We start from the raw sequence: 18,594 nt of genomic DNA, 5'->3' as shown, positions 1-18,594 counted from the left end.
AGTGCAAATAAATTGATAGAGCGCGCAACGAAAAAGGGCGCCCGGTCGGGGCGCCCCTTGCATCGATCCGGAACCGGATCAGCAGCTGTAATACATGCCGTACTCGACCGGGTGCGGCGTGTGTTCGTAGGTTTCGACCTCTTCCATCTTCAGCGCGATATAGCCGTCGATCTGGTCCTTGGTGAACACGTCGCCCTGCAGCAGGAAGTCGTGATCGGCTGCCAGTGCCTCGAGCGCCTCACGCAGCGAACCGCAGACGGTCTCGATACCGGCCAGTTCCTCGGCGGGCAGATCATAGAGGTTCTTGTCCATCGCCTCGCCCGGGTCGATCTTGTTCTTGATGCCGTCCAGGCCGGCCATCAGCAGGGCGGCGAAGGCCAGATAGGGGTTGGCCGCCGGATCGGGGAAACGGGCCTCGACGCGCTTGGCTTTCGGGCTTTCGGTCCACGGAATACGCACGCAACCCGAACGGTTGCGGGCCGAATAGGCGCGCAGAACCGGGGCCTCAAAACCCGGGATCAGACGCTTGTAGCTGTTGGTCGACGGGTTGGTGAAGGCGTTCAGGGTCTTGGCGTGCTTCAGAACACCACCGATGAACCACAGGGCCTCGTCCGACAGATCGGCGTATTTGTCGCCCGCGAACAGTGGCTTGCCGTCTTTCCAGATCGACATGTTGACGTGCATGCCGGTGCCGTTGTCGCCCGCGATGGGTTTCGGCATGAAGGTGGCCGATTTGCCGTAGGCGTGGGCCACGTTGTGGATCACGTATTTGTACTTCTGCAGCTCGTCGGCCTGTTTGGTGAGGCTATCGAAGATCAGGCCCAGTTCGTGCTGGCACGACGCCACCTCGTGGTGGTGCTTGTCGACCTTCATGCCCAGACGCTTCATGGTGCTGAGCATCTCGGACCGCAGGTCCTGGCTCTCGTCGACCGGGTTCACGGGGAAGTAACCGCCCTTGACGCCGGGACGGTGGCCCATATTGCCCATCTCGTATTCGGTATCGGTGTTCCAGGATGCGTCAGTTGCATCAACTTCGTATGATACCTTATTGATACTGTTCGAGAAACGGACGTCGTCGAACAGGAAGAACTCCGCTTCGGGGCCGAAGAAGGCAGCGTCACCGATGCCCGAGGATTTCAGGTAGGCTTCTGCCTTCTGCGCGGTGCCGCGCGGGTCACGTTCATAAGGTTCGCCGGTGTCGGGTTCGACCACCGAGCAATGCAGGCAGATGGTCTTCTCGGCATAGAAGGGATCGACATAGGCGCTGTCGGTGTCGGGCATCAGTTTCATGTCTGAGGCTTCGATCGATTTCCAGCCGGCGATGGACGAGCCATCAAACATGAAGCCTTCCTCAAGGAAGTCCTCATCGACCTGATCGGCCATGATGGTCACGTGCTGCAGCTTGCCGCGCGGGTCGGTGAAGCGGATGTCGACATATTCCGCATCTTCGTCCCGGATCAGTTGAAGAACTGCGTCCTTGCTCATTCTCTTGGTCCTCTTTTGAGAATTCAAATGGGGTTACAACGCGTCCGAGCCGGTTTCGCCGGTACGGATGCGGATGGCTTGTTCGACGGGCGAGACAAAGATCTTGCCGTCACCGATCTTGTCGGTCTTGGCGGCATCCACGATGGCCTCGATGGCGGCATCGACCTGATCGTCGTCGAGCACCACTTCGATCTTCACCTTGGGCAGGAAATCGACCACGTATTCGGCACCGCGATAGAGTTCGGTGTGGCCTTTCTGGCGGCCAAAGCCCTTGACCTCGATCACGCTCAGGCCCTGGACGCCCACGTCCTGAAGCGCCTCTTTCACTTCGTCCAGTTTGAACGGCTTGATGATCGCTTCGATCTTCTTCATCGGGGATTACCTCGCAAGCTTGTCACGCAGGCTCAGATCACGTCTAAGATCGGGCGGCAACGGGATTGCGGATCTGGCCGGGTCGCGGTGCGGCGAAAACAGGCGGCCGGTGAAGTTTTGGGCGTTTTGCACAAAAAATGCGCAGAATTGAATCGCGGGAGGTTTGGAGATGACGGAATTGCTGACCGCGGCACAGATGCGGGCGATCGAGAAGGCGGCAATCGACAGCGGTATAGTGACCGGCCTGGAGCTGATGGAGCGGGCAGGCCGGGGTGTTGTCGAGGCGATTTTCGAGGAGTGGCCGGAGTTAGGCAAGCGAGGGGCCAGCCCCTCGCGCTCCCCGGAGTATTTGGAAAAAGATGAAGAGGGTTTTCGGGCTGTCGTTCTGTGCGGGCCAGGGAACAATGGCGGCGACGGGTTTGTGGTGGCGCGGTTGTTACGTGAGCGCGGGTGGGCGGTGGAAGTATTTCTATACGGCGATCCCGAAAAACTGCCGCCGGATGCGCGGGTGAATTATGAGCGGTGGGACAGCGCGGTGAGACAACTAGGTCACGATTTACCGACGGATTGGAAGGCGCTACTTTCTGATTCTAAGTTGGTCGTCGACGCAATTTTTGGAACTGGATTGAAGCGCCCTTTTCCCAGGCTGGAAGGCTTTTGGGCGTCCTTAAACAACTGCTTTAAACCTGAAGTGCTCACCAAAGTTGTCGCAATAGACAATCCTAGTCGGTTGTGTTCCGACAGCGGGAGAATTCTGGACGCAAACCAACTCTCTACATTTGCGCCCACCGCGCATCTAACAGTGGCTTTCCACCGTTTCAAAAACGGTCTGTTTCTGTCTAATGGACCAGCTGCTTCTTTTAAAGCAACGGTTTGCGATATCGGCCTTGAGAACTGCGGCAGCTTGCTAAAGGATGCAAAATGCGCCGACGAGGAGGCGTTTAGTCGAGGCTCCCAAGTGCTGCCAGGCAAGACTGCTCGACTAGTGGCCGAGGGCAGTCTGGCTCATCTTCGGAAGACCGCACTTATGCACAAATACGCCAACGGCCATGCCCTGATCCTCTCGGGCGGTTCCGGCAAAACCGGCGCGTCGCGGTTGGCCGCTCGGGGGGCGCTCAGGATCGGGGCGGGGCTGGTGACGCTGGGGGTGCCGCCTTCGGCACAGATGGAGGTCGCCGGGCAGATCACCGCTTTGATGCTGCGGCGGGTCGAGAATGGCGATGGGCTGGCCGAAGTGCTGAAGGATGAACGGCTCAACGCGCTGTGTCTCGGGCCGGGACTGGGGCAAGAACGGGCGCGGGAGCTGGTGCCGGTGGTGCTGCGCGCTGGACGGGCGGCGGTTTTGGATGCGGATGCCCTCTCGGCTTTTGCTGATACGCCAGAGCGACTGTTCGGGATGCTGCATGAGGCCTGCGTGCTGACCCCGCATGGCGGTGAGTTTGCACGTCTTTTTCCGGATATCGCCGATAAGCTGAATGAGATGCCCACCAAGGGGCCCGCCTATTCCAAGGTTGACGCCACCCGCGAGGCGGCGCAGAAGGCGGGATGTGTGGTGCTGTTCAAGGGACCCGACACAGTGATCGCCGCGCCGGATGGAAGGTGCTCGATCAATTCGGCGCAGTACGAGCGCGCGGCCCCCTGGCTGGCCACGGCGGGATCGGGGGATGTGTTGGCAGGGTTCATCACCGGGCTGCTGGCGCGTGGGATTGCTCCGATGCAGGCGGCCGAGACCGCAGCCTGGCTGCATGTGGAATGCGCGCGGGAGTTCGGGCCGGGGCTGATTGCAGAGGATTTGCCGGAACAGCTGCCCGCCGTGTTCCGCAAGCTGAGCCTTTAGGCGGCGGGCCGCAGTTCTGCCGGCGCGCCGTGGCCGGCAAGCTCAAAACCGCCCGCATAGAGGATGTGGCTGGCGTCGAAATAGAGCTGGAACAGAGACAGATCGCGGGTGCCGAGATCACGGACGAACATCCCGTCGACCAGCGCGTCGGCGCGGACCAGCGCCTGTTTGCGCCCGAACATTGCCTGCGCCCGCCAGTCTCGCACCAGAACCTGCTGGCCTGCGGGCAGCGTCAGATCGCTCTCGGGACGCGTATCGCCCGAAGACCCGGCGGCAAAACGGATCGCACGCACGCGCTGCTTCCCGTGACCGATACCGGCGATCCGGACCAGGCCCGCATTCCGGGTGATGATCCTGTCTCCCTTGGACAGATACTCGACCGGCAATTCGCCATCCTGGGTCAGCAGAAGGGTGCCGGGCAGAAACCCGGCTTCGGACAGCGCACTGTCCTTGGCGGCAGGCTGCTGGATGGTATTTACGGTATTCCATGTCACGTCGGGTATCATGGCGGTCTCGATCAGTTGCACGTTGATATGATGCTGCAATGATGGCGAAAGCATGAGCACCCCGGGGCCACATTCAGGCGATATGTGGCAGGATTGGGCGCGCATTTTTTGACGTCGCTGGCGACGATTTTCCCTCGCACTCGGCAGGAACCTTTGTTATTGAGCGCGACACCACAGGGTCTGGCCCTGGTGTGCGGGTGTGGCGGAATTGGTAGACGCACCAGATTTAGGTTCTGGCGCCGCAAGGCGTGGGGGTTCAAGTCCCTTCACCCGCACCATTCGATCCTTGATGCTCAGAGTGCCGTTTGTCTCGCGCAGTTTGCGGTCGCAGACTTGTGTGACGGGCCGGTCGTCCGGGGTGCAGTTTCCCCGGTCAAGCGGCATTCAATTCGACGCGCAGCCTCACAACTTCACCGGGATTCTCGCTATACCGGTTTTCGCCTAAGCGGAGAGTCGCTGGTGTTCGCACGTATTGGCGAAACATTGCCGATAGCGCGCGCGAAATTGCATATCGAGTATTTGCTCTGCGCACAGTTCGGCAGGCAGAATTCGTTTGGGCCTTGCAGATGGCTTCTGCGAAAGCAATCCAAATGCCTAATAAAAAAAGCATATTCGACATTAAGACTCAGAAATCCCTGTGGCTGAATTGCAATGATTGCCCAACACGGCGGGGTGGCCTCTGGAACCGCGCCGGCTCACGCACAAGTGAGCATTACCGGAAACCTGAACTGTTCATGGTGAAGCAAATGACTTCCAATCTGAAAATTACCACTGCTGTTGCACTTCTCGCCGCCAGCACCGCAATCCCGGCGGCGGCTGAATTGAAGTATGAGAATAACTCGGGGGGCTATGTCCTGATTTACGGGCAGCTCAACCCGGCCATCATCTCGGTCGATGACGGTGAACAGACCGAGACCAACCTGCTGGACAACGACCTGTCCCGCAGCCGCGTCGGCCTGCGCCTTATGCAGCCTTTCGGCGCCAATGAATTTGGCTTCCGTTTCGAGACGGGGCTAGGGTTGCCGAACTCGACCGAAGTTGACCAGAACGGATCCTTCTACAGCGGCTGGAGCAGGGAAGATCTGCGCCATGTCGATTTCTGGCTGGAAGGCGACTGGGGCCGGTTTTCGGCGGGTCAGGGCAGCATGGCGTCCGATGGCGCAGCCGAGGCCGACCTGTCCTATGTCGGAACGGCGCTCTATTCCTTCCTGGCAGACTCGAACAACAGCTTCATCTTCCGCGATCCGGCTGGTGTGCTGAGCGGTCCGACCGTGGGGGGGATCACCGACAGCTTCGACGGCTCGCGCCGCGCGCGCGTCCGCTACGACACGCCGGAATTCAGCGGGTTCACCGCCAGCGTCGCCTGGGGGCAGAACGTGCTGACTTCGGGCGATGACCGCGACTATTACGACGCCGCGCTGCGTTACGCCAATGAGTTCGGCGGCGCCGACTTCTCGGCGGCTGTCGGCTATCAGGTGCGCGACGATGACGGCACCAAGCGCTCGGATGTTGTGGGTTCGGCCTCGGTCCTGCTGCAGAGCGGGCTCAGCTTCACCGTTGCGAGTGGCTCACGCGACGATGATGCGGCAGGTGCCAGCGACCCCAGCTACTACTATGCAAAGGTGGGGTATGAGGGCGATTGGTTCTCGTTCGGCAAGACCGGCGTGGGCGTGCACTACTATGACGGTTCGGACTTCAACCTGGATGGTTCGTCCACCACAGGCTGGGGCGTCGGCGCGGTGCAGAAGGTCGAGAGCATCAACACCGATGTCTACCTGACCTACCAGGAATACGAGTACGAGGATTCCGTTGCCAACTATCAGGATCTGAGCACCTGGGTGCTGGGCGCCAAGTGGCAGTTCTGATCGGCTGCCGCGCCTGAATATCGCGATCTTTAGCGCGCTCCGGCCGATGCCGGGGCGCGTTTTTCTTTGCCCGGAGCTCAAATGCTGTTGCAGGCCGCGCAATGCCCCTTGCACCGGCGGGTCAGGGCAAATAGAAGGCGTCAAATTTGCTTTGGCGCGCCGCCCGGCGCGCCCCGAATCCTATGGGGAACACGAGATGCAGGTCACCGAGACGCTGAACGAAGGTCTGAAACGCGGCTACAACATCGTCGTCACTGCTGCCGAGCTGGACGATAAGGTCAACGAAAAGCTGACCGAGGCGCAGCCGGACATCGAAATGAAGGGGTTCCGCAAAGGCAAAGTACCGATGGCCTTGCTGAAAAAGCAGTTCGGCCAGCGCCTGCTGGGCGAAGCGATGCAAGAGAGCATCGACGGTGCCATGAACAAGCATTTCGAGGACAGCGGTGAGCGTCCGGCGCTGCAGCCCGAGGTCAAGATGACCAATGAGGACTGGAAGGAAGGCGACGACGTGCATGTCGAGATGGCCTATGAGGCGTTGCCCGAAATCCCCGAGGTCGACCTGAAGTCGATCGAGCTGGAAAAGCTGGTGGTCAAGGCCGACGACGCGGCTGTGGACGAGGCGCTGGGCAATCTGGCCGAAACCGCGCAGGACTTCAAAGCGCGCCGCAAGGGCTCGAAGGCGAAAGATGGCGATCAGGTGGTGATGGATTTCGTCGGCAAGGTTGACGGCGAGGCCTTCGACGGCGGCTCGGCCGAGGACTACCCGCTGGTTCTGGGCTCGAACAGCTTCATCCCCGGCTTCGAAGAGCAGCTGGTCGGCGTGAAGGCCGAGGAAGAGAAAGAAGTCACAGTGACCTTCCCCGAGGAGTATCAGGCCGAGAATCTGGCTGGCAAAGAGGCCGTGTTCACCTGCACCATCAAAGAGGTGAAGGAACCGGTGGCCGCCGAAATCAATGACGAGCTGGCTCAGAAATTCGGGGCCGAGGATCTGGCCGCCCTCAAGACCCAGATTTCGGAGCGTCTGGAAGCCGAATATGCCGGTGCTGCCCGTGCTGTGATGAAGCGCGGCCTGCTGGACGTGCTGGACGAGAAGGTCTCGTTCGACCTGCCGCCGTCGCTGGTGGACGCCGAGGCCAAGCAGATCGCGCATCAGCTGTGGCACGAGGAAAACCCGGATGTCGAAGGCCACGACCACGATCCGATCGAGCCGACCGACGAGCACACCAAGCTGGCCGAGCGCCGCGTGCGTCTGGGTCTTCTTCTGGCCGAGCTGGGTCAGAAGGCCGAGGTTGAGGTCACCGATGCCGAGATGACCCAGTCGATCATGCAACAGGCCCGCCAGTATCCGGGCCAGGAGCGTCAGTTCTTCGAATTCATCCAGAAGAACGCGCAGATGCAACAGCAGCTGCGCGCGCCGCTCTTCGAAGACAAGGTCGTGGACTACGTGTTCGAACTGGCTCAGGTCAGCGACAAGGAAGTCGGCAAGGAAGACCTGCAAAAGGCCGTTGACGCGCTGGAAGAGGAATAATCCTCTTCCTTTTCTCGACCTTAGAAACGGGCCATAAAAAAGCGGAGCCGTCTGTAATGCGACGGCTCCGCTATTTTGCTTTTGTCCTCACGAGGTGAGGGGGTCAGGCCTCATGAGCAAAAGCACGGGGGGTCTGGAGTAGTGTTTGTCTCTGTTCGGGCGTGAACGTGTCGGACAGGGCCTCGATCAGGTCCAGGACTGCCTGAACCTCATTCTCGGTCTGTGCCGCGCGCATCTGCTCGACAAAGTACGTTTCAAGTGTGCTGAGGGGTTTGTGGTCCCGGTTTGCCGGGCTCATTTGGGTTACGTCCACCTGTGCGGGGGCGTTTCTGCTCTCAAATAATTCCAATGCTTCGTTCTCGTCCAAGAATACGTCGTGGGTGATGCCTGCAAATTCACGGACCCGGTTGATGCGTTCCTCGCTGCAGTCCAGCAGCGCGGCCAAGGCGTTCACCTTGCCCATGGGCACCTCGTTGCCCACGTAATCGTAGGGCGCGTTGTTCGAGCGCTTGAGCACCCGATTCATCACTGGGTCGATGACCGTAATGATGTCTTTGATACCGGCGCTGCGTGCGAATTCGAGCGAGCCGATCATGAGTTCGCAAGTGGCGTAGGATACCGAGTTGCGGTCCTTGCCGCGGTTCAGCCGTTGAGTGTCGACACAGAACCGGGTGGATTCCCAGACGCTGACGCTGCGGATCGGTGGTTCGCCACACAGAATATCCGAGAAGACGTCTGACAACATGTGAGGGCCGGTGGTCTGCAAGGCGCGAACCGCTGCGACGACATTCCCCCCATCGTCCAGGCTCACGACATATACAGGATCCAGGTGGTCGAACGCGTCGATTTCCTTGCCATCTTCGATCTGAACTTCCCAGCCGAGGCGATCCCCAAACACCCTGGCACGAAGCTCAAACATCTCATCTAAGACACCGCGGAACACATGCTTGTTTAAAGCATCGATAACGATGATCATCTATATTTCCCCCTTCGAGTGGTTTGTAGTGAGCCAATCGTTACCCAACTCGACGGTCGAGACTATTGGGGATTTCCCGTAATTCTGTGACTTTCTGGAGGGAACGTAGGGTCAGCCCGGAAAAATAAGGCCGATTCCGATGGCTCTGCCGACCGCCTGGGGCGTTGTCAGAGCGTTTAGCTTCTCACGGCTGGAACGCAAGTGCACTTCGACCGTGCGGTGCGAAATCGACAGAATATCGCCGATATCCTGCTGCGACTTACCTGCTGCGACCCATTGCAATATCTCAACCTCGCGGCTGGACAGGGTCGGGTGGTACAGGATCTGGTTGAGCGAGTCCGAGGTTATGACCGAGTCGTGGATGTGAACGGCCATGGACTGAAGATCGCCGATCACGTGGCTGACGAGCTTCTTCCACTCTTCTCTCGAGCAATCGCGGGTGGCGCTGAGCAGGCCGACGTCCCCGTAAGGTCCGCGGACCGGAATGGTGATGCCCTGATCGCCAATGCCAAAGTCGTTGGCGTCGCGGAACACTTTTTGAAAATCGGGACTGCGCTCAAGCCGGCTCCAATCGACCGGAGCGATCGAACGCTGACTCATGTGAAGGGTCGGGTCGATCATCTGGAAACCTTGTTCCTGATAATGGTTCTTCCACCCATCATCATAGGTCACATGTCCATGAATGGACCCGGCCGCCGGGTTCAGCCCGGCATAAGCCGCATGGTCCATTTCGAACTTGTCGCACACCTGCTTGAGAAACTCAGTATACTGAGTTTCTGGCTGGGGAAGGGTGCTGAGATCAATGATTTCCATTTTGACTTTTTACCGACAACTTTGGCCACCAGCATGACATAATTGCGGCAACATGTTGCCAAAGCCACGTCGCGCGTGACATTTCCCTCACGTCAGGAACAACAGCACACTTTTTCACCTGAGGCAAGTTAATGCGATGTCAGGTAAAAATGGCGACCGTTGGGGTTTCGTTTGCGTCACCGATTGCTTCATTGCCGAAGTGGCAGGCGCAAAAAAGCCCCGAGAATAGTATAAAGCCGCGCGCAAAAGCCCGGCTAGAAGGCTGTCCGAAGGTGCATTTTGAGCCTTGTGCCAGAGAATTGTGGCGACCGACCGCTCAGGAAAACCGCATGATCAGCTGCGATTGTATCCGATTCCATTGGCCCGATTGAGGCCTCTTTTGTGGTGAGATTTCTATCATTTCAGAGGGGTGAAAATCCGGATGGCACGCCTTACGGTTTGACCAGCCCGGTCTCTACAAGCATCCCGCGCGCCTTGGCTTCGGGGTAGTAGCCTTTGGCATACAGAAAGATCGCCCGGCTTTGGTCGCCGTCAGCCAGCAGCCAGGCGCCCCGCAGGTATTTGCCCGCAAACTCAAGATTGGTGTCGGCATCCAGCAGGCCCTCGGCATTGCCCTTGTAGCCCATCGAGCGGGCAGTGGCGGGCAATATCTGCAACAGGCCATAGTAAGGGCGGTTGACCGCCCAGGGCCGGTGCGTGCTTTCGCGGATGGCCAGCTTGTGGACCAGTTCGCGGGGCAGCTCGTAATGGTCCGCCCATTTGTTGATGGATGCCCGAAGCTCCGGTGTTTCATTGGGATAAAGAGGCGGGTCGAACGGTTCGCCTCGGCTGCTCAGGCGCTCGCTTTTGGCGCTGCAGGCAGACAGCATTGCGGCGCAGAACAGGCCGATTGCGGTTCGACGGGTCACGTGAGTCATGGGGCACCTCCAACTGAACGGGCATCCTAACCGCAGGTTGCCGGAGTGAAAACCGGGCATGCGGTGCAATTTGCCGGAATTTGCCGACAACGCGATGGAGCGGCCGTGCCTTGGCATATGCAAACAAAAAAAGCCGCGCAGATTATCTGCGCGGCTTCTTGATCTTTGCGGGGCGAGAAATCACGCCTTGGTTTCGTCGTCCTCTGCGGGCGCCTCTTCGGCGGGTGCCTCTTCAGCGCCCGCGGCCAGCTCTTCATCTTCCGCGGCAGCGGTGCCGATGTCGTCGAACAGTTCGGCGATCTCGAACTCGGCGGCGGCCTCTTCCTCGGCGGCCAGTTCCTGGATCGACTTGCCCGACGCCTGCAACTCGGCTTCTTCTTCCGAGCGGGCGACGTTCAGTTTGATTTCAACCTCGACCTCGGGGTGCAGCTTGACGGCAACCGAGTGCAGACCCAGCTCCTTGATCGGTGCGATCAGGGCGATCTGTTTCTTGTCGACGGTGAACCCAGCCTCGGTTGCGGCAGCGGCGGCGTCACGCGGGGTGACCGAGCCGTAGAGCGAACCGGCATCCGATGCCGAGCGAATCACGATGAATTGTTCGCCATCGAGTTTCCCGGCCAGCGCTTCGGCTTCTGTCTTGGTTTCCAGGTTGCGCGCCTCAAGCTGCGCTTTCTGGGCCTCGAAGGATGCCACATTTGCATCCGACGCGGTAAGCGCCTTGCCCTGAGGCAGCAGGAAGTTGCGGGCGTAGCCGGGCTTGACGTCGACGACGTCGCCCATCTGACCCAGTTTCGCAACGCGTTCCAGAAGGATAACTTGCATGATCAGCTTCTCCTTACTTCACGGCGTAGGGCAGCAGGGCGAGGAAGCGGGCGCGTTTGATGGCGCGGGCCAGTTCACGCTGCTTCTTCGCCGACACTGCGGTGATGCGCGACGGGACGATCTTGCCGCGCTCAGAGATGTAGCGTTGCAGCAGACGGGTGTCCTTGTAATCGATCTTGGGCGCGTTCTCGCCCGAGAACGGGCAGACCTTCCGGCGGCGGAAAAACGGTTTTGCAGCCATGGTTTAATGTCCTTTCGTCAGGCGTTGATCAACGGCGGTCGCGGCGCGAGTCACGCTCGTCACGCTTCTGCATCTGGATCGAGGGTCCCTCGGCGTGGCCGTCGACCTTGATGGTCAGAACGCGCATGACGTCGTCATGCAGGCGCATCAGGCGTTCCATTTCCTGCACCGCGCCGGCGGGGGCGTCAGTCTTGAGGAAGGCATAGTGGCCCTTGCGGTTCTTGTTGATCTTGTAGGCCATCGTCTTGACGCCCCAGTACTCGCTGTCGACGACTTGGCCGCCGTTGTCCGCGAGGACGGTGCCGAAATGTTCGACGAGGCTTTCCGCCTGCGCGTTGGACAGATCCTGACGCGCGATCATGACATGCTCATAGAACGGCATGTGTTCTCCTGTTTATGTCGAGGCGCATTTCAAAGGCGGGGCCATTTTCCTTTCGCGACCCTGCCACGAGAGACTGCGCGGTTCATGTAACTTTGCGAAAGGATGGCCCCATATACACGTCTGGTCGCCATGGGCAAGCCCTGATCGCCTGCCATCAAGGTGCCGCCCAATTTCCCCGACCCCGCCCAATTGCTGACGCTTTTCGGCTCAAGGTTGTGCATATCCCGGCAGAAGCCCGGACCAAAGAAAAACCTCGCATCAAGGGCGTAGAACGATGACCGCGATTGATACCAACCTCACACAGCAGCCGGAGCAGGCACCGGCGTATGATGACTCCGTACCTGTGATGATCACTTTCGCCACGAACTGGCGGGCGCGGGTTTTCATGTTCAGGGTCCTTGGTGCCGTATTGGTGCTGAGCGGCTTTGCCATGTGGCTGCTGCCCAGCGCGCTGGACGCCGCCGAAGTCGGTGTCTTCAAACTGGGTGCGTCGGCCCTGTTTGTCTTCGTCGGCATGGTGCTGTTGACCATGAAGCGGGTCACAAATCGCCCCGATGCCTATTTCGATCCGGTCCGCCGCGAGTTGCGGGTTCTGCAAAAGAACGAAAACGGCCGTCCCGAGACGGTCATGCGCCGCAGCTACGACACGCTGGGCAGCGCGCGGTTCTCGGACCGGCAGGTCGAGCTGTTCAACATCGATGGCAGCCTGCTGATGCGGTTGCCGGTTGAATCGAAAGAAGTTCTCCACGCGCTGAAAACCCAGCTAACCGGGGCAGTTGCCATTTCGGCCTGAACATCGGCGGTGTTCATCCAAGAACAGACCCTGTGAAGGAATGAGGGTTGCCTGCCGCCCCAAGGCGACACATCTTCAGACACTACGCGGCCGATAATCGGCCGCGTTATCTGTAGATTCTTAGTGGAGCCCCTCTGATGAAGACCACCCTGCTTGCTGCTGCCCTGGCCACCGCCGCATCCGCCGCACTGGCCGCCCCCGAAAAATATATCCTGGACTCAAGCCACAGTCAGGTTGTGTTCACCTACAACCATCTGGGATTTTCCACCACGACCGGTATGTTCTCGGGCTTCGCGGGCGAGATCATGTTCGATCAGGAAGACCCCGCTGCATCCAGCGTCAGCGTCTCGATGCCCGTCACCTCCATGCTGACCGGCTGGGAAAAGCGCGAAGAGCATTTCATGTCCGAGGACTTCTTTGGCGCCAGCGACGGCGATCTGGTGACCTTTACCTCGACTGGCATCGAAGTGACCGGCGAGAACACCGCCAAGATCACCGGCGATCTGTCGATGAACGGCGTGACCAAGGCGGTGGTGCTGGATGCCAAACTCAATCAGGCCGGTGAGCACCCGATGGCGGGCAAGCCCTGGGCCGGGTTCGATGCAACCACCACGCTGCTGCGGTCGGATTTCAACGTGGGCAAGTTCGCGCCTTTCGTTGGTGACGAGGTCGAGCTGAAGATCTCGGTCGAGGCGATGAAGGCCGAAGAATAAGCCGGAGCTTTCAGACAGTTTGGACCGCCGGTTCCGTTCGGGACCGGCGGTTTTGTTTGTGCCCTTGGGAAAGAAGCGCGCCGGAGGCGCGCTGCCTCCGGCGGGGATATTTTTGAACAGGAGAAGGGGCGGGGCGCCGCGACCAGTTACTGGCTGCGGGTGGCGGTCAGGTTCATTGCGACCTTCACGGCGAAGGCGAGCGAGCCTTCATCGGGCATCTTTGAGCCTATGTCGAAGTCGAGCCGTTGGAGTTCAAGTTCGCCTGTCACGTTTGCGGTGTCGCCATCCATGTCGAGGGTGAAGGGCAGTGCGATATCCAGCGTCTTGTCGCGGATGGTGAGCGGGCCGCGGGCCTCGTACCCGGTGTCGGTCTTAACCAGTTCCGCATTGAAACTGGCGGTCGGGAAGGTCTCGGCATTGAAGAAATCGGCACCCATGGCCTGCGCGGTAACCGATCCCAGCGAGAGCGAGCCGACCGAGATGGTGACCTCGGCGGTGCCCGCGGGACCGGGTTCGGCAGGGTCATCGAACGTGATCGCGGCGGTCCAGTCGGCGAATTCACCGGTGACCGGGCTGCCCAGTTGCGTGACCGTGATGGCGAGCGATCCCTCTTGCACCTGCCAGTCCGACTGCACCTCTGCCAGCTCGGCGCCAGCGGGCGCCGAGGCGCCATGGCTGTCGAACGCACCCACCCAAGCGCCCGCGGTCAGGGCCGCACTCCACAGCACCAAGGCGGCAACAATGGGCAGCCGGGCATGATCCTGCGCTGGCGGTTCGGGAGCCTCAGTGCCGCCGGGCAGCATCCGGCGCAGGGTGAAATCCCGGTCGATCACGTGGTGCTTAACCGCGCCGACGATATGCAGCCCTACCGCGATCACCAGCACCCACTGCAATACCCAGTGCAACCCGGCGGTCACAGCAGCGATGGCGGGGCCTTTTGGCACGAACGGCAGGTCCTGGCCCAATGGCCACCAGATCGGCGCGAAACCTTCGGTCGCGGCATGGTGTATCCAGCCGGTCAGGGGCACCAGCACCAGCGAGCCATACAGCAGCCAGTGCACGGTTTCCGCGGCGAACGCCTCGGGCTTGTTCTCGGCGTTCAAAAGGCCCGGCTTGGTCTGGGTCAGGGTCCACAGGATTCGGGCGAGGGCCACGAAGAAGATGGTCACGCCAATGGTCTTGTGCAGCGAAAACAGAAAGGCGGCGCGGGCGACCTCGGCCTCAGTCGGAGTATGGGAGGGATCGTTGACCGTGTGGGCCAGATCGCTGGCGATCCAACCCAGCGGAATCACCGTAAGGATGAGCAGGGCGGTGAGCCAGTGAAAGGTCTTGGTCACGCCACCATAGCTGCGGGCGGTGTTCGAAAGGGCCATCGGGGCAAGCTCCTGTAATTCGGTTGCCCCAAACCTATCCGGCTTGTGGCGCGGAACAAGGGCGTCTGACGCACAGAATACGTGTCGGGATGCAGAGCTTGTGCCGCAGGCGCTGGCAGTTTACACCCCGCGTCAACTTTTGGATCACGCGAAGAGGCCGACATGACAACCGCATTCGTTTTTCCCGGGCAGGGCGCCCAGACCATCGGCATGGGCAAGGCACTGGCCGAGGCCTATCCGGCAGCGCAGGCCGTATTCGACGAGGTGGATGAGGCGCTGGGGGAAAAGCTGAGTGCGTTGATCTGGGATGGCGAGATCGAGGAACTGACACTGACCCAAAACGCGCAGCCGGCGCTGATGGCGACCTCGATGGCGGCGACGCGGGCGTTGGAGGCCGAGGGTGTTTCGGTTTCGAAGGCGGCCTTTGTGGCTGGGCACTCGCTGGGCGAATATTCGGCGCTGGCCGCTGCGGGGGCGCTGTCGGTGGCTGACACCGCGCGCTTGCTGCGGACCCGCGGTCTGGCGATGCAGAGCGCGGTGCCGGTGGGTGAGGGCGCGATGGCAGCCATTTTGGGGCTGGACCTGGAGGCGGTGCGGGCGGTGGCCGAAGAGGCCGCGCAGGGCGAGGTCTGTCAGGCCGCCAACGACAATGATCCCACGCAGGTGGTGGTCTCGGGCGCCAAGGCGGCAGTTGAACGTGCGGCCGAGATTGCCAAGGAAAAGGGGGCCAAGCGCGCGGTGATGCTGCCGGTCAGCGCGCCGTTCCATTGCGCCCTGATGCAGCCCGCTGCCGATGCCATGGCTGAGGCGCTGGCCGGGGTGCAGATCGGCGCACCCGCCGTGCCTCTGGTCGCCAATGTTCGCGCCGAGGCGGTGACCGATCCGGACCTGATCCGGCAATTGCTGGTGGAACAGGTCACCGGCTCGGTCCGCTGGCGCGAAAGCGTGCAGTACATGGCCGCCCAAGGCGTGACCGAGGCTTGGGAGATTGGCGCGGGCAAGGCGCTGTCGGGCATGATCCGCAAGATTGACCGAGACATCGGCTCCAAGGCGGTGGGCACGCCGGAAGACATACAGAAAATCACGCAGGAAGGTGCGTAAGCCTTCATGACAACATGAGGTCCGGGGCAATAACTCCGGGCGCAGAAAAGGGAACAGAGATGTTTGATTTGACCGGAAAGAACGCGCTTGTTACCGGCGCCTCTGGCGGGATCGGCGGCGATATCGCCCGGGCGCTGCATGACGCCGGTGCGTCCGTCGGCCTGTCGGGCACGCGGGTCGAGCCGTTGCAGGCGCTGGCGGACGAGCTGGGTGAGCGCGCTCATGTATTACCCTGCAATCTCGGTGACAAGGAGGCAGTCGAGGCGCTGCCGAAACAGGCGGCCGAGGCCATGGGCTCGGTCGATATCCTGGTCAACAACGCGGGGATCACGCGGGACAACCTGTTCATGCGGATGTCGGACGACGAATGGCAGAGCGTGATCGACGTCAACATGACCGCGACCATGAAGCTGTGCAAAGGCGTCATTCGCGGGATGATGAAGGCACGCTGGGGCCGGATCATCAACATCTCGTCCGTCGTGGGCGCCATCGGCAACCCCGGTCAGGCGAACTATGCGGCCTCCAAGGCCGGGATGGTGGGTTTTTCCAAGGCGCTGGCGCATGAGGTGGCGACGCGAGGAATCACCGTGAACGCCGTGGCGCCGGGCTTTATCACCACCGCGATGACGGAAAAGCTGACCGACGAGCAGAAGGCTGGCCTGCTGAGTCAGGTCCCGGCGGGCCGGATGGGCGAGCCGGGCGAGATCGCCGCCGCGGTGGTGTATCTTGCAAGCCCCGAGGCGGCCTATGTGACCGGCTCTACCTTGCATGTGAATGGTGGTATGGCCATGTTGTAGGCGCAATCGGGGGCAAATGGGAAAGCGTTTGCCTCTCGCGTCGACTGTGTTATAGGCGGCGCATGTTTGCGGAAACCGATCCGGGGGATCGGTTTTCACCTTCCCGGTCAGCCGGGACCCAAACCGCCCGGATCGGGCAAACCAAAGCCACCCCGAGCGGGCAAGGGCAGAACCGGGCAGAGCGCCCTGAAGGAATGAGGAATTGATATGAGCGACGTCGCAGATCGCGTGAAAAAGATCGTGGTTGAGCACCTGGGTGTCGAAGAGGACAAAGTGACCGAGAACGCGTCCTTCATCGACGATCTGGGCGCCGACAGCCTGGACACCGTGGAACTGGTGATGGCCTTCGAAGAAGAGTTCGGCATCGAAATCCCGGATGACGCAGCCGAAACCATCCAAACCTTCGGCGACGCCGTGAAATTCATCACCGAAGCTTCCTGAGTTTCGAGTGTGACCTTTTGGCGGCGCTTCCGGCCTTCGGAGGCGCCGTTTTTCTTTGCCCGCCTGAATAATTCTTGCACGGATACGGCTGTCTCTGCACTCTGGTTCTGAGGCAGAAGACAAAAAACGGGCAGGGCATGATCAGAACCATCCCGATGATCAATACCGCGCGGCTGACGCTTTGTGCGATGCGGCCCGAGGATTTCACGCGCTATGCCGAGATCTGGAGCAACCCTTGCGTGGTCCGGCATATCGGCAAGGAGCCACGCTCGCGAAGTGAGGCGTGGGATGCGTTCTTGCGCAATGCGGGCCATTGGCAGATGACCGGGTTCGGGCAATGGGCGGTGCTACAGCAATCCGACCGCCAGATGATCGGGCAGGCGGGTTTCTTTTACACTCACCGGGCTTTGGGCGAGGATTTCGACCAGTTCCCCGAAGCGGGCTGGGTGCTGGCGCCCGAGGTGCAGGGGCAGGGGCTTGGGTATGAGGCGGCGCAGGCGGCCCATGACTGGTTTGACAGGATCATGCCGGGCCCCTTGGTGGCGTTGGTTGATGGCGAAAACACCGCGTCCCAGCGGCTGGCCGGCAAGTTGGGATATCGTTTGCTGCGCGAGGCCGAATATGGCGGCAGCCCCGTGCATTTGTTTCGCCGTGACCGTCCGCCCGATCGGCGGTGAAACGCCTCAGGGATTTGCGCGCCGCAAATGGCGCAAACGATGCCGAAACTGGGTGATGAGCCCGATTCCCTCCGCGCTATGGTATGCTCGAATCCCGTGGCTTTGAGCGGAGGAACAGGCCCATGATGATTTACCCGACGATGGAGCTGCAGCAGGGGCGATGCGTGACCCTGGACAAGGGCCGGCTGGACGCAGCGATGTTGTGGCATGTGGATCCGGTTGAAACCGCGCGCAGCTGGGCTGCGGCGGGTGCCGAATGGATGCACCTGACCGATTTCGATGCGATCGAAGGCCGCGACACAAATGCCGGACTGGTTGAAGAGATCATTCGCGCCGCCGAGATCCCGGTACAGCTGGGCGGCGGTATGCGCAGCCGCGAAACCATCGAACACTGGATCGACAAGGGCGTGGGCCGCGTCGTGATCGGCACTCTGGCGGCGCTCGATCCTGAACTGGTCAAGGAACTGGCCAAGCGGCATCCGGATCAGATCGTATTGTCCGTCGATGTCTGGAAAGGCCGGGTGATGACCGAGGGCTGGCGCAACTCCAGCGCGTTCACGCCGGAGGCCTTCCTGGACGCCTATGGCGATGCGCCTTTTGCGGCCGTCATCGTTACCGATATCGACAGTGATATGGAGGATGTCGAGGCGCAGCTGGGCCTGATCTCGGGGCTGGCCGCCAAGGCACGCACGCCGGTCATTGCCAGCGGTGTGGTGCGGTCGGTCGATGACATCTCGCGGCTGGCCTATATCCACAATATCTCGGGCGCGCTAGTGGGGCGGTCGCTGTTTCGCAAGACGCTGGATCTGGGCGAGGCGCTGGAGGTGGCCAAGGGCGCGCACGAGCCGGTGGCGCAGTTCCAGTAGGCCGGGTCGCACCCCTTTCGCGCAGGCGGGCGCGGACGGTGCGCGCTGCGCGGACATTTTCGACTTTGCCACGGGCCGGGGCAGGGATG

Annotated in this window: 20 protein-coding genes and 1 tRNA gene; 11 read left to right on the top strand and 10 right to left on the bottom strand. The window is 60.9% G+C overall.

Annotated elements, in window-relative coordinates; translation table 11 throughout:
- Positions 1 to 78: 78 nt before the first annotated feature.
- Together glnA and AB3N21_RS10815 are read right to left on the bottom strand one after the other, a co-directional pair.
- Positions 79 to 1,485 carry a type I glutamate--ammonia ligase gene (gene glnA / locus AB3N21_RS10820; protein ID WP_171178614.1) on the bottom strand — a complete coding sequence of 469 codons (1,407 nt, stop codon included), beginning with the start codon at positions 1,483 to 1,485 and terminating at the stop codon, positions 79 to 81.
- Between the two features lie 33 nt (positions 1,486 to 1,518).
- Positions 1,519 to 1,857 carry a P-II family nitrogen regulator gene (locus tag AB3N21_RS10815; RefSeq protein WP_037309951.1) on the bottom strand — a complete coding sequence of 113 codons (339 nt, stop codon included), beginning with the start codon at positions 1,855 to 1,857 and terminating at the stop codon, positions 1,519 to 1,521.
- A 169-nt stretch (positions 1,858 to 2,026) separates the two neighbouring features.
- On the opposite strand from AB3N21_RS10815, the gene AB3N21_RS10810 reads away from it, so the two are divergent.
- Positions 2,027 to 3,694, top strand: coding sequence for an NAD(P)H-hydrate dehydratase (locus AB3N21_RS10810; protein WP_367935244.1), 1,668 nt, complete (start codon positions 2,027 to 2,029; stop codon positions 3,692 to 3,694).
- On the opposite strand, the gene AB3N21_RS10805 is transcribed toward AB3N21_RS10810, so the two are convergent.
- Positions 3,691 to 4,254: a Hint domain-containing protein gene (locus tag AB3N21_RS10805; protein WP_367935243.1), complete on the bottom strand. Its 564-nt coding sequence runs from the start codon at positions 4,252 to 4,254 to the stop codon at positions 3,691 to 3,693. The two genes, AB3N21_RS10810 and AB3N21_RS10805, sit on opposite strands and share 4 nt — an antisense overlap.
- A 139-nt stretch (positions 4,255 to 4,393) precedes the next feature.
- Here AB3N21_RS10805 and AB3N21_RS10800 point away from each other — a divergent pair.
- From AB3N21_RS10800 to tig, 3 genes are all read left to right on the top strand, one after another.
- A tRNA-Leu gene (locus AB3N21_RS10800) sits at positions 4,394 to 4,478 on the top strand.
- A 468-nt stretch (positions 4,479 to 4,946) separates the two neighbouring features.
- Positions 4,947 to 6,065 (top strand): porin, encoded by a 1,119-nt coding sequence (locus AB3N21_RS10795; protein WP_367935242.1) that lies wholly within the window; start codon positions 4,947 to 4,949, stop codon positions 6,063 to 6,065.
- A 196-nt stretch (positions 6,066 to 6,261) separates the two neighbouring features.
- On the top strand, positions 6,262 to 7,593 hold the full coding sequence (gene tig, locus AB3N21_RS10790) for a trigger factor (protein WP_367935241.1): 1,332 nt from the start codon (positions 6,262 to 6,264) through the stop codon (positions 7,591 to 7,593).
- 103 nt (positions 7,594 to 7,696) lie between these two features.
- On the opposite strand, the gene AB3N21_RS10785 is transcribed toward tig, so the two are convergent.
- From AB3N21_RS10785 to rpsF, 6 genes are all read right to left on the bottom strand, one after another.
- A complete protein-coding gene (locus AB3N21_RS10785) occupies positions 7,697 to 8,569 on the bottom strand; it encodes an acyl-homoserine-lactone synthase (protein ID WP_171178693.1) in 873 nt (290 codons plus the stop codon).
- Positions 8,570 to 8,680: 111 nt separating this feature from the next.
- The gene (locus AB3N21_RS10780; RefSeq protein WP_171178695.1) at positions 8,681 to 9,382 is read right to left on the bottom strand and encodes a LuxR family transcriptional regulator; all 702 of its coding nucleotides are present in this window, start codon (positions 9,380 to 9,382) and stop codon (positions 8,681 to 8,683) included.
- Between the two features lie 431 nt (positions 9,383 to 9,813).
- Positions 9,814 to 10,299 carry a transglycosylase SLT domain-containing protein gene (locus tag AB3N21_RS10775; protein WP_367935240.1) on the bottom strand — a complete coding sequence of 162 codons (486 nt, stop codon included), beginning with the start codon at positions 10,297 to 10,299 and terminating at the stop codon, positions 9,814 to 9,816.
- Between the two features lie 180 nt (positions 10,300 to 10,479).
- Positions 10,480 to 11,121: a 50S ribosomal protein L9 gene (gene rplI, locus AB3N21_RS10770; RefSeq protein WP_171178699.1), complete on the bottom strand. Its 642-nt coding sequence runs from the start codon at positions 11,119 to 11,121 to the stop codon at positions 10,480 to 10,482.
- Between the two features lie 13 nt (positions 11,122 to 11,134).
- Complete coding sequence (rpsR, locus tag AB3N21_RS10765) at positions 11,135 to 11,362, bottom strand: 30S ribosomal protein S18 (protein WP_005608650.1); 228 nt, start codon at positions 11,360 to 11,362, stop codon at positions 11,135 to 11,137.
- 28 nt (positions 11,363 to 11,390) lie between these two features.
- Entirely contained in the window at positions 11,391 to 11,744 is a 354-nt protein-coding gene (gene rpsF, locus AB3N21_RS10760) for a 30S ribosomal protein S6 (protein ID WP_171178701.1), read from the bottom strand.
- 274 nt (positions 11,745 to 12,018) lie between these two features.
- Here rpsF and AB3N21_RS10755 point away from each other — a divergent pair, with 274 nt between their 5' ends.
- A complete protein-coding gene (locus AB3N21_RS10755; RefSeq protein ID WP_171178703.1) occupies positions 12,019 to 12,537 on the top strand; it encodes a hypothetical protein in 519 nt (172 codons plus the stop codon).
- Positions 12,538 to 12,674: 137 nt separating this feature from the next.
- Complete coding sequence (locus tag AB3N21_RS10750; protein ID WP_367935239.1) at positions 12,675 to 13,250, top strand: YceI family protein; 576 nt, start codon at positions 12,675 to 12,677, stop codon at positions 13,248 to 13,250.
- Between the two features lie 146 nt (positions 13,251 to 13,396).
- On the opposite strand, the gene AB3N21_RS10745 is transcribed toward AB3N21_RS10750, so the two are convergent.
- A complete protein-coding gene (locus AB3N21_RS10745) occupies positions 13,397 to 14,623 on the bottom strand; it encodes a cytochrome b/b6 domain-containing protein (RefSeq protein WP_367935238.1) in 1,227 nt (408 codons plus the stop codon).
- A 162-nt stretch (positions 14,624 to 14,785) separates the two neighbouring features.
- On the opposite strand from AB3N21_RS10745, the gene fabD reads away from it, so the two are divergent.
- The 5 genes from fabD to AB3N21_RS10720 all read left to right on the top strand — a co-directional run bounded on the left by fabD (position 14,786) and on the right by AB3N21_RS10720 (position 18,505).
- Complete coding sequence (fabD, locus tag AB3N21_RS10740; RefSeq protein ID WP_367935237.1) at positions 14,786 to 15,724, top strand: ACP S-malonyltransferase; 939 nt, start codon at positions 14,786 to 14,788, stop codon at positions 15,722 to 15,724.
- Between the two features lie 59 nt (positions 15,725 to 15,783).
- Positions 15,784 to 16,521 carry a 3-oxoacyl-[acyl-carrier-protein] reductase gene (fabG, locus tag AB3N21_RS10735; protein ID WP_367935236.1) on the top strand — a complete coding sequence of 246 codons (738 nt, stop codon included), beginning with the start codon at positions 15,784 to 15,786 and terminating at the stop codon, positions 16,519 to 16,521.
- A gap of 207 nt (positions 16,522 to 16,728) precedes the next feature.
- Positions 16,729 to 16,962 (top strand): acyl carrier protein, encoded by a 234-nt coding sequence (locus AB3N21_RS10730; protein ID WP_028091986.1) that lies wholly within the window; start codon positions 16,729 to 16,731, stop codon positions 16,960 to 16,962.
- Positions 16,963 to 17,099: 137 nt separating this feature from the next.
- On the top strand, positions 17,100 to 17,639 hold the full coding sequence (locus AB3N21_RS10725) for a GNAT family N-acetyltransferase (RefSeq protein ID WP_367935235.1): 540 nt from the start codon (positions 17,100 to 17,102) through the stop codon (positions 17,637 to 17,639).
- A gap of 122 nt (positions 17,640 to 17,761) precedes the next feature.
- Positions 17,762 to 18,505: a HisA/HisF-related TIM barrel protein gene (locus tag AB3N21_RS10720; protein WP_367935234.1), complete on the top strand. Its 744-nt coding sequence runs from the start codon at positions 17,762 to 17,764 to the stop codon at positions 18,503 to 18,505.
- Positions 18,506 to 18,594 lie beyond the last annotated feature (89 nt).

It is taken from the genome of Ruegeria sp., assembly GCF_040830605.1.
Taxonomy (GTDB): domain Bacteria; phylum Pseudomonadota; class Alphaproteobacteria; order Rhodobacterales; family Rhodobacteraceae; genus Ruegeria.
This window is presented reverse-complemented; position numbering and strand designations above follow the sequence as displayed.

What these genes read in the sequence shown, in the direction of transcription:
- glnA (WP_171178614.1), bottom strand. Translation starts at nt 1,485, where the DNA reads ATGAGCAAGGACGCAGTTCTTCAACTGATCCGGGACGAAGATGCGGAA.
- AB3N21_RS10815 (WP_037309951.1), bottom strand. Translation starts at nt 1,857, where the DNA reads ATGAAGAAGATCGAAGCGATCATCAAGCCGTTCAAACTGGACGAAGTG.
- AB3N21_RS10810 (WP_367935244.1), top strand. Translation starts at nt 2,027, where the DNA reads ATGACGGAATTGCTGACCGCGGCACAGATGCGGGCGATCGAGAAGGCG.
- AB3N21_RS10805 (WP_367935243.1), bottom strand. Translation starts at nt 4,254, where the DNA reads ATGCTTTCGCCATCATTGCAGCATCATATCAACGTGCAACTGATCGAG.
- AB3N21_RS10795 (WP_367935242.1), top strand. Translation starts at nt 4,947, where the DNA reads ATGACTTCCAATCTGAAAATTACCACTGCTGTTGCACTTCTCGCCGCC.
- tig (WP_367935241.1), top strand. Translation starts at nt 6,262, where the DNA reads ATGCAGGTCACCGAGACGCTGAACGAAGGTCTGAAACGCGGCTACAAC.
- AB3N21_RS10785 (WP_171178693.1), bottom strand. Translation starts at nt 8,569, where the DNA reads ATGATCATCGTTATCGATGCTTTAAACAAGCATGTGTTCCGCGGTGTC.
- AB3N21_RS10780 (WP_171178695.1), bottom strand. Translation starts at nt 9,382, where the DNA reads ATGGAAATCATTGATCTCAGCACCCTTCCCCAGCCAGAAACTCAGTAT.
- AB3N21_RS10775 (WP_367935240.1), bottom strand. Translation starts at nt 10,299, where the DNA reads ATGACTCACGTGACCCGTCGAACCGCAATCGGCCTGTTCTGCGCCGCA.
- rplI (WP_171178699.1), bottom strand. Translation starts at nt 11,121, where the DNA reads ATGCAAGTTATCCTTCTGGAACGCGTTGCGAAACTGGGTCAGATGGGC.
- rpsR (WP_005608650.1), bottom strand. Translation starts at nt 11,362, where the DNA reads ATGGCTGCAAAACCGTTTTTCCGCCGCCGGAAGGTCTGCCCGTTCTCG.
- rpsF (WP_171178701.1), bottom strand. Translation starts at nt 11,744, where the DNA reads ATGCCGTTCTATGAGCATGTCATGATCGCGCGTCAGGATCTGTCCAAC.
- AB3N21_RS10755 (WP_171178703.1), top strand. Translation starts at nt 12,019, where the DNA reads ATGACCGCGATTGATACCAACCTCACACAGCAGCCGGAGCAGGCACCG.
- AB3N21_RS10750 (WP_367935239.1), top strand. Translation starts at nt 12,675, where the DNA reads ATGAAGACCACCCTGCTTGCTGCTGCCCTGGCCACCGCCGCATCCGCC.
- AB3N21_RS10745 (WP_367935238.1), bottom strand. Translation starts at nt 14,623, where the DNA reads ATGGCCCTTTCGAACACCGCCCGCAGCTATGGTGGCGTGACCAAGACC.
- fabD (WP_367935237.1), top strand. Translation starts at nt 14,786, where the DNA reads ATGACAACCGCATTCGTTTTTCCCGGGCAGGGCGCCCAGACCATCGGC.
- fabG (WP_367935236.1), top strand. Translation starts at nt 15,784, where the DNA reads ATGTTTGATTTGACCGGAAAGAACGCGCTTGTTACCGGCGCCTCTGGC.
- AB3N21_RS10730 (WP_028091986.1), top strand. Translation starts at nt 16,729, where the DNA reads ATGAGCGACGTCGCAGATCGCGTGAAAAAGATCGTGGTTGAGCACCTG.
- AB3N21_RS10725 (WP_367935235.1), top strand. Translation starts at nt 17,100, where the DNA reads ATGATCAGAACCATCCCGATGATCAATACCGCGCGGCTGACGCTTTGT.
- AB3N21_RS10720 (WP_367935234.1), top strand. Translation starts at nt 17,762, where the DNA reads ATGATGATTTACCCGACGATGGAGCTGCAGCAGGGGCGATGCGTGACC.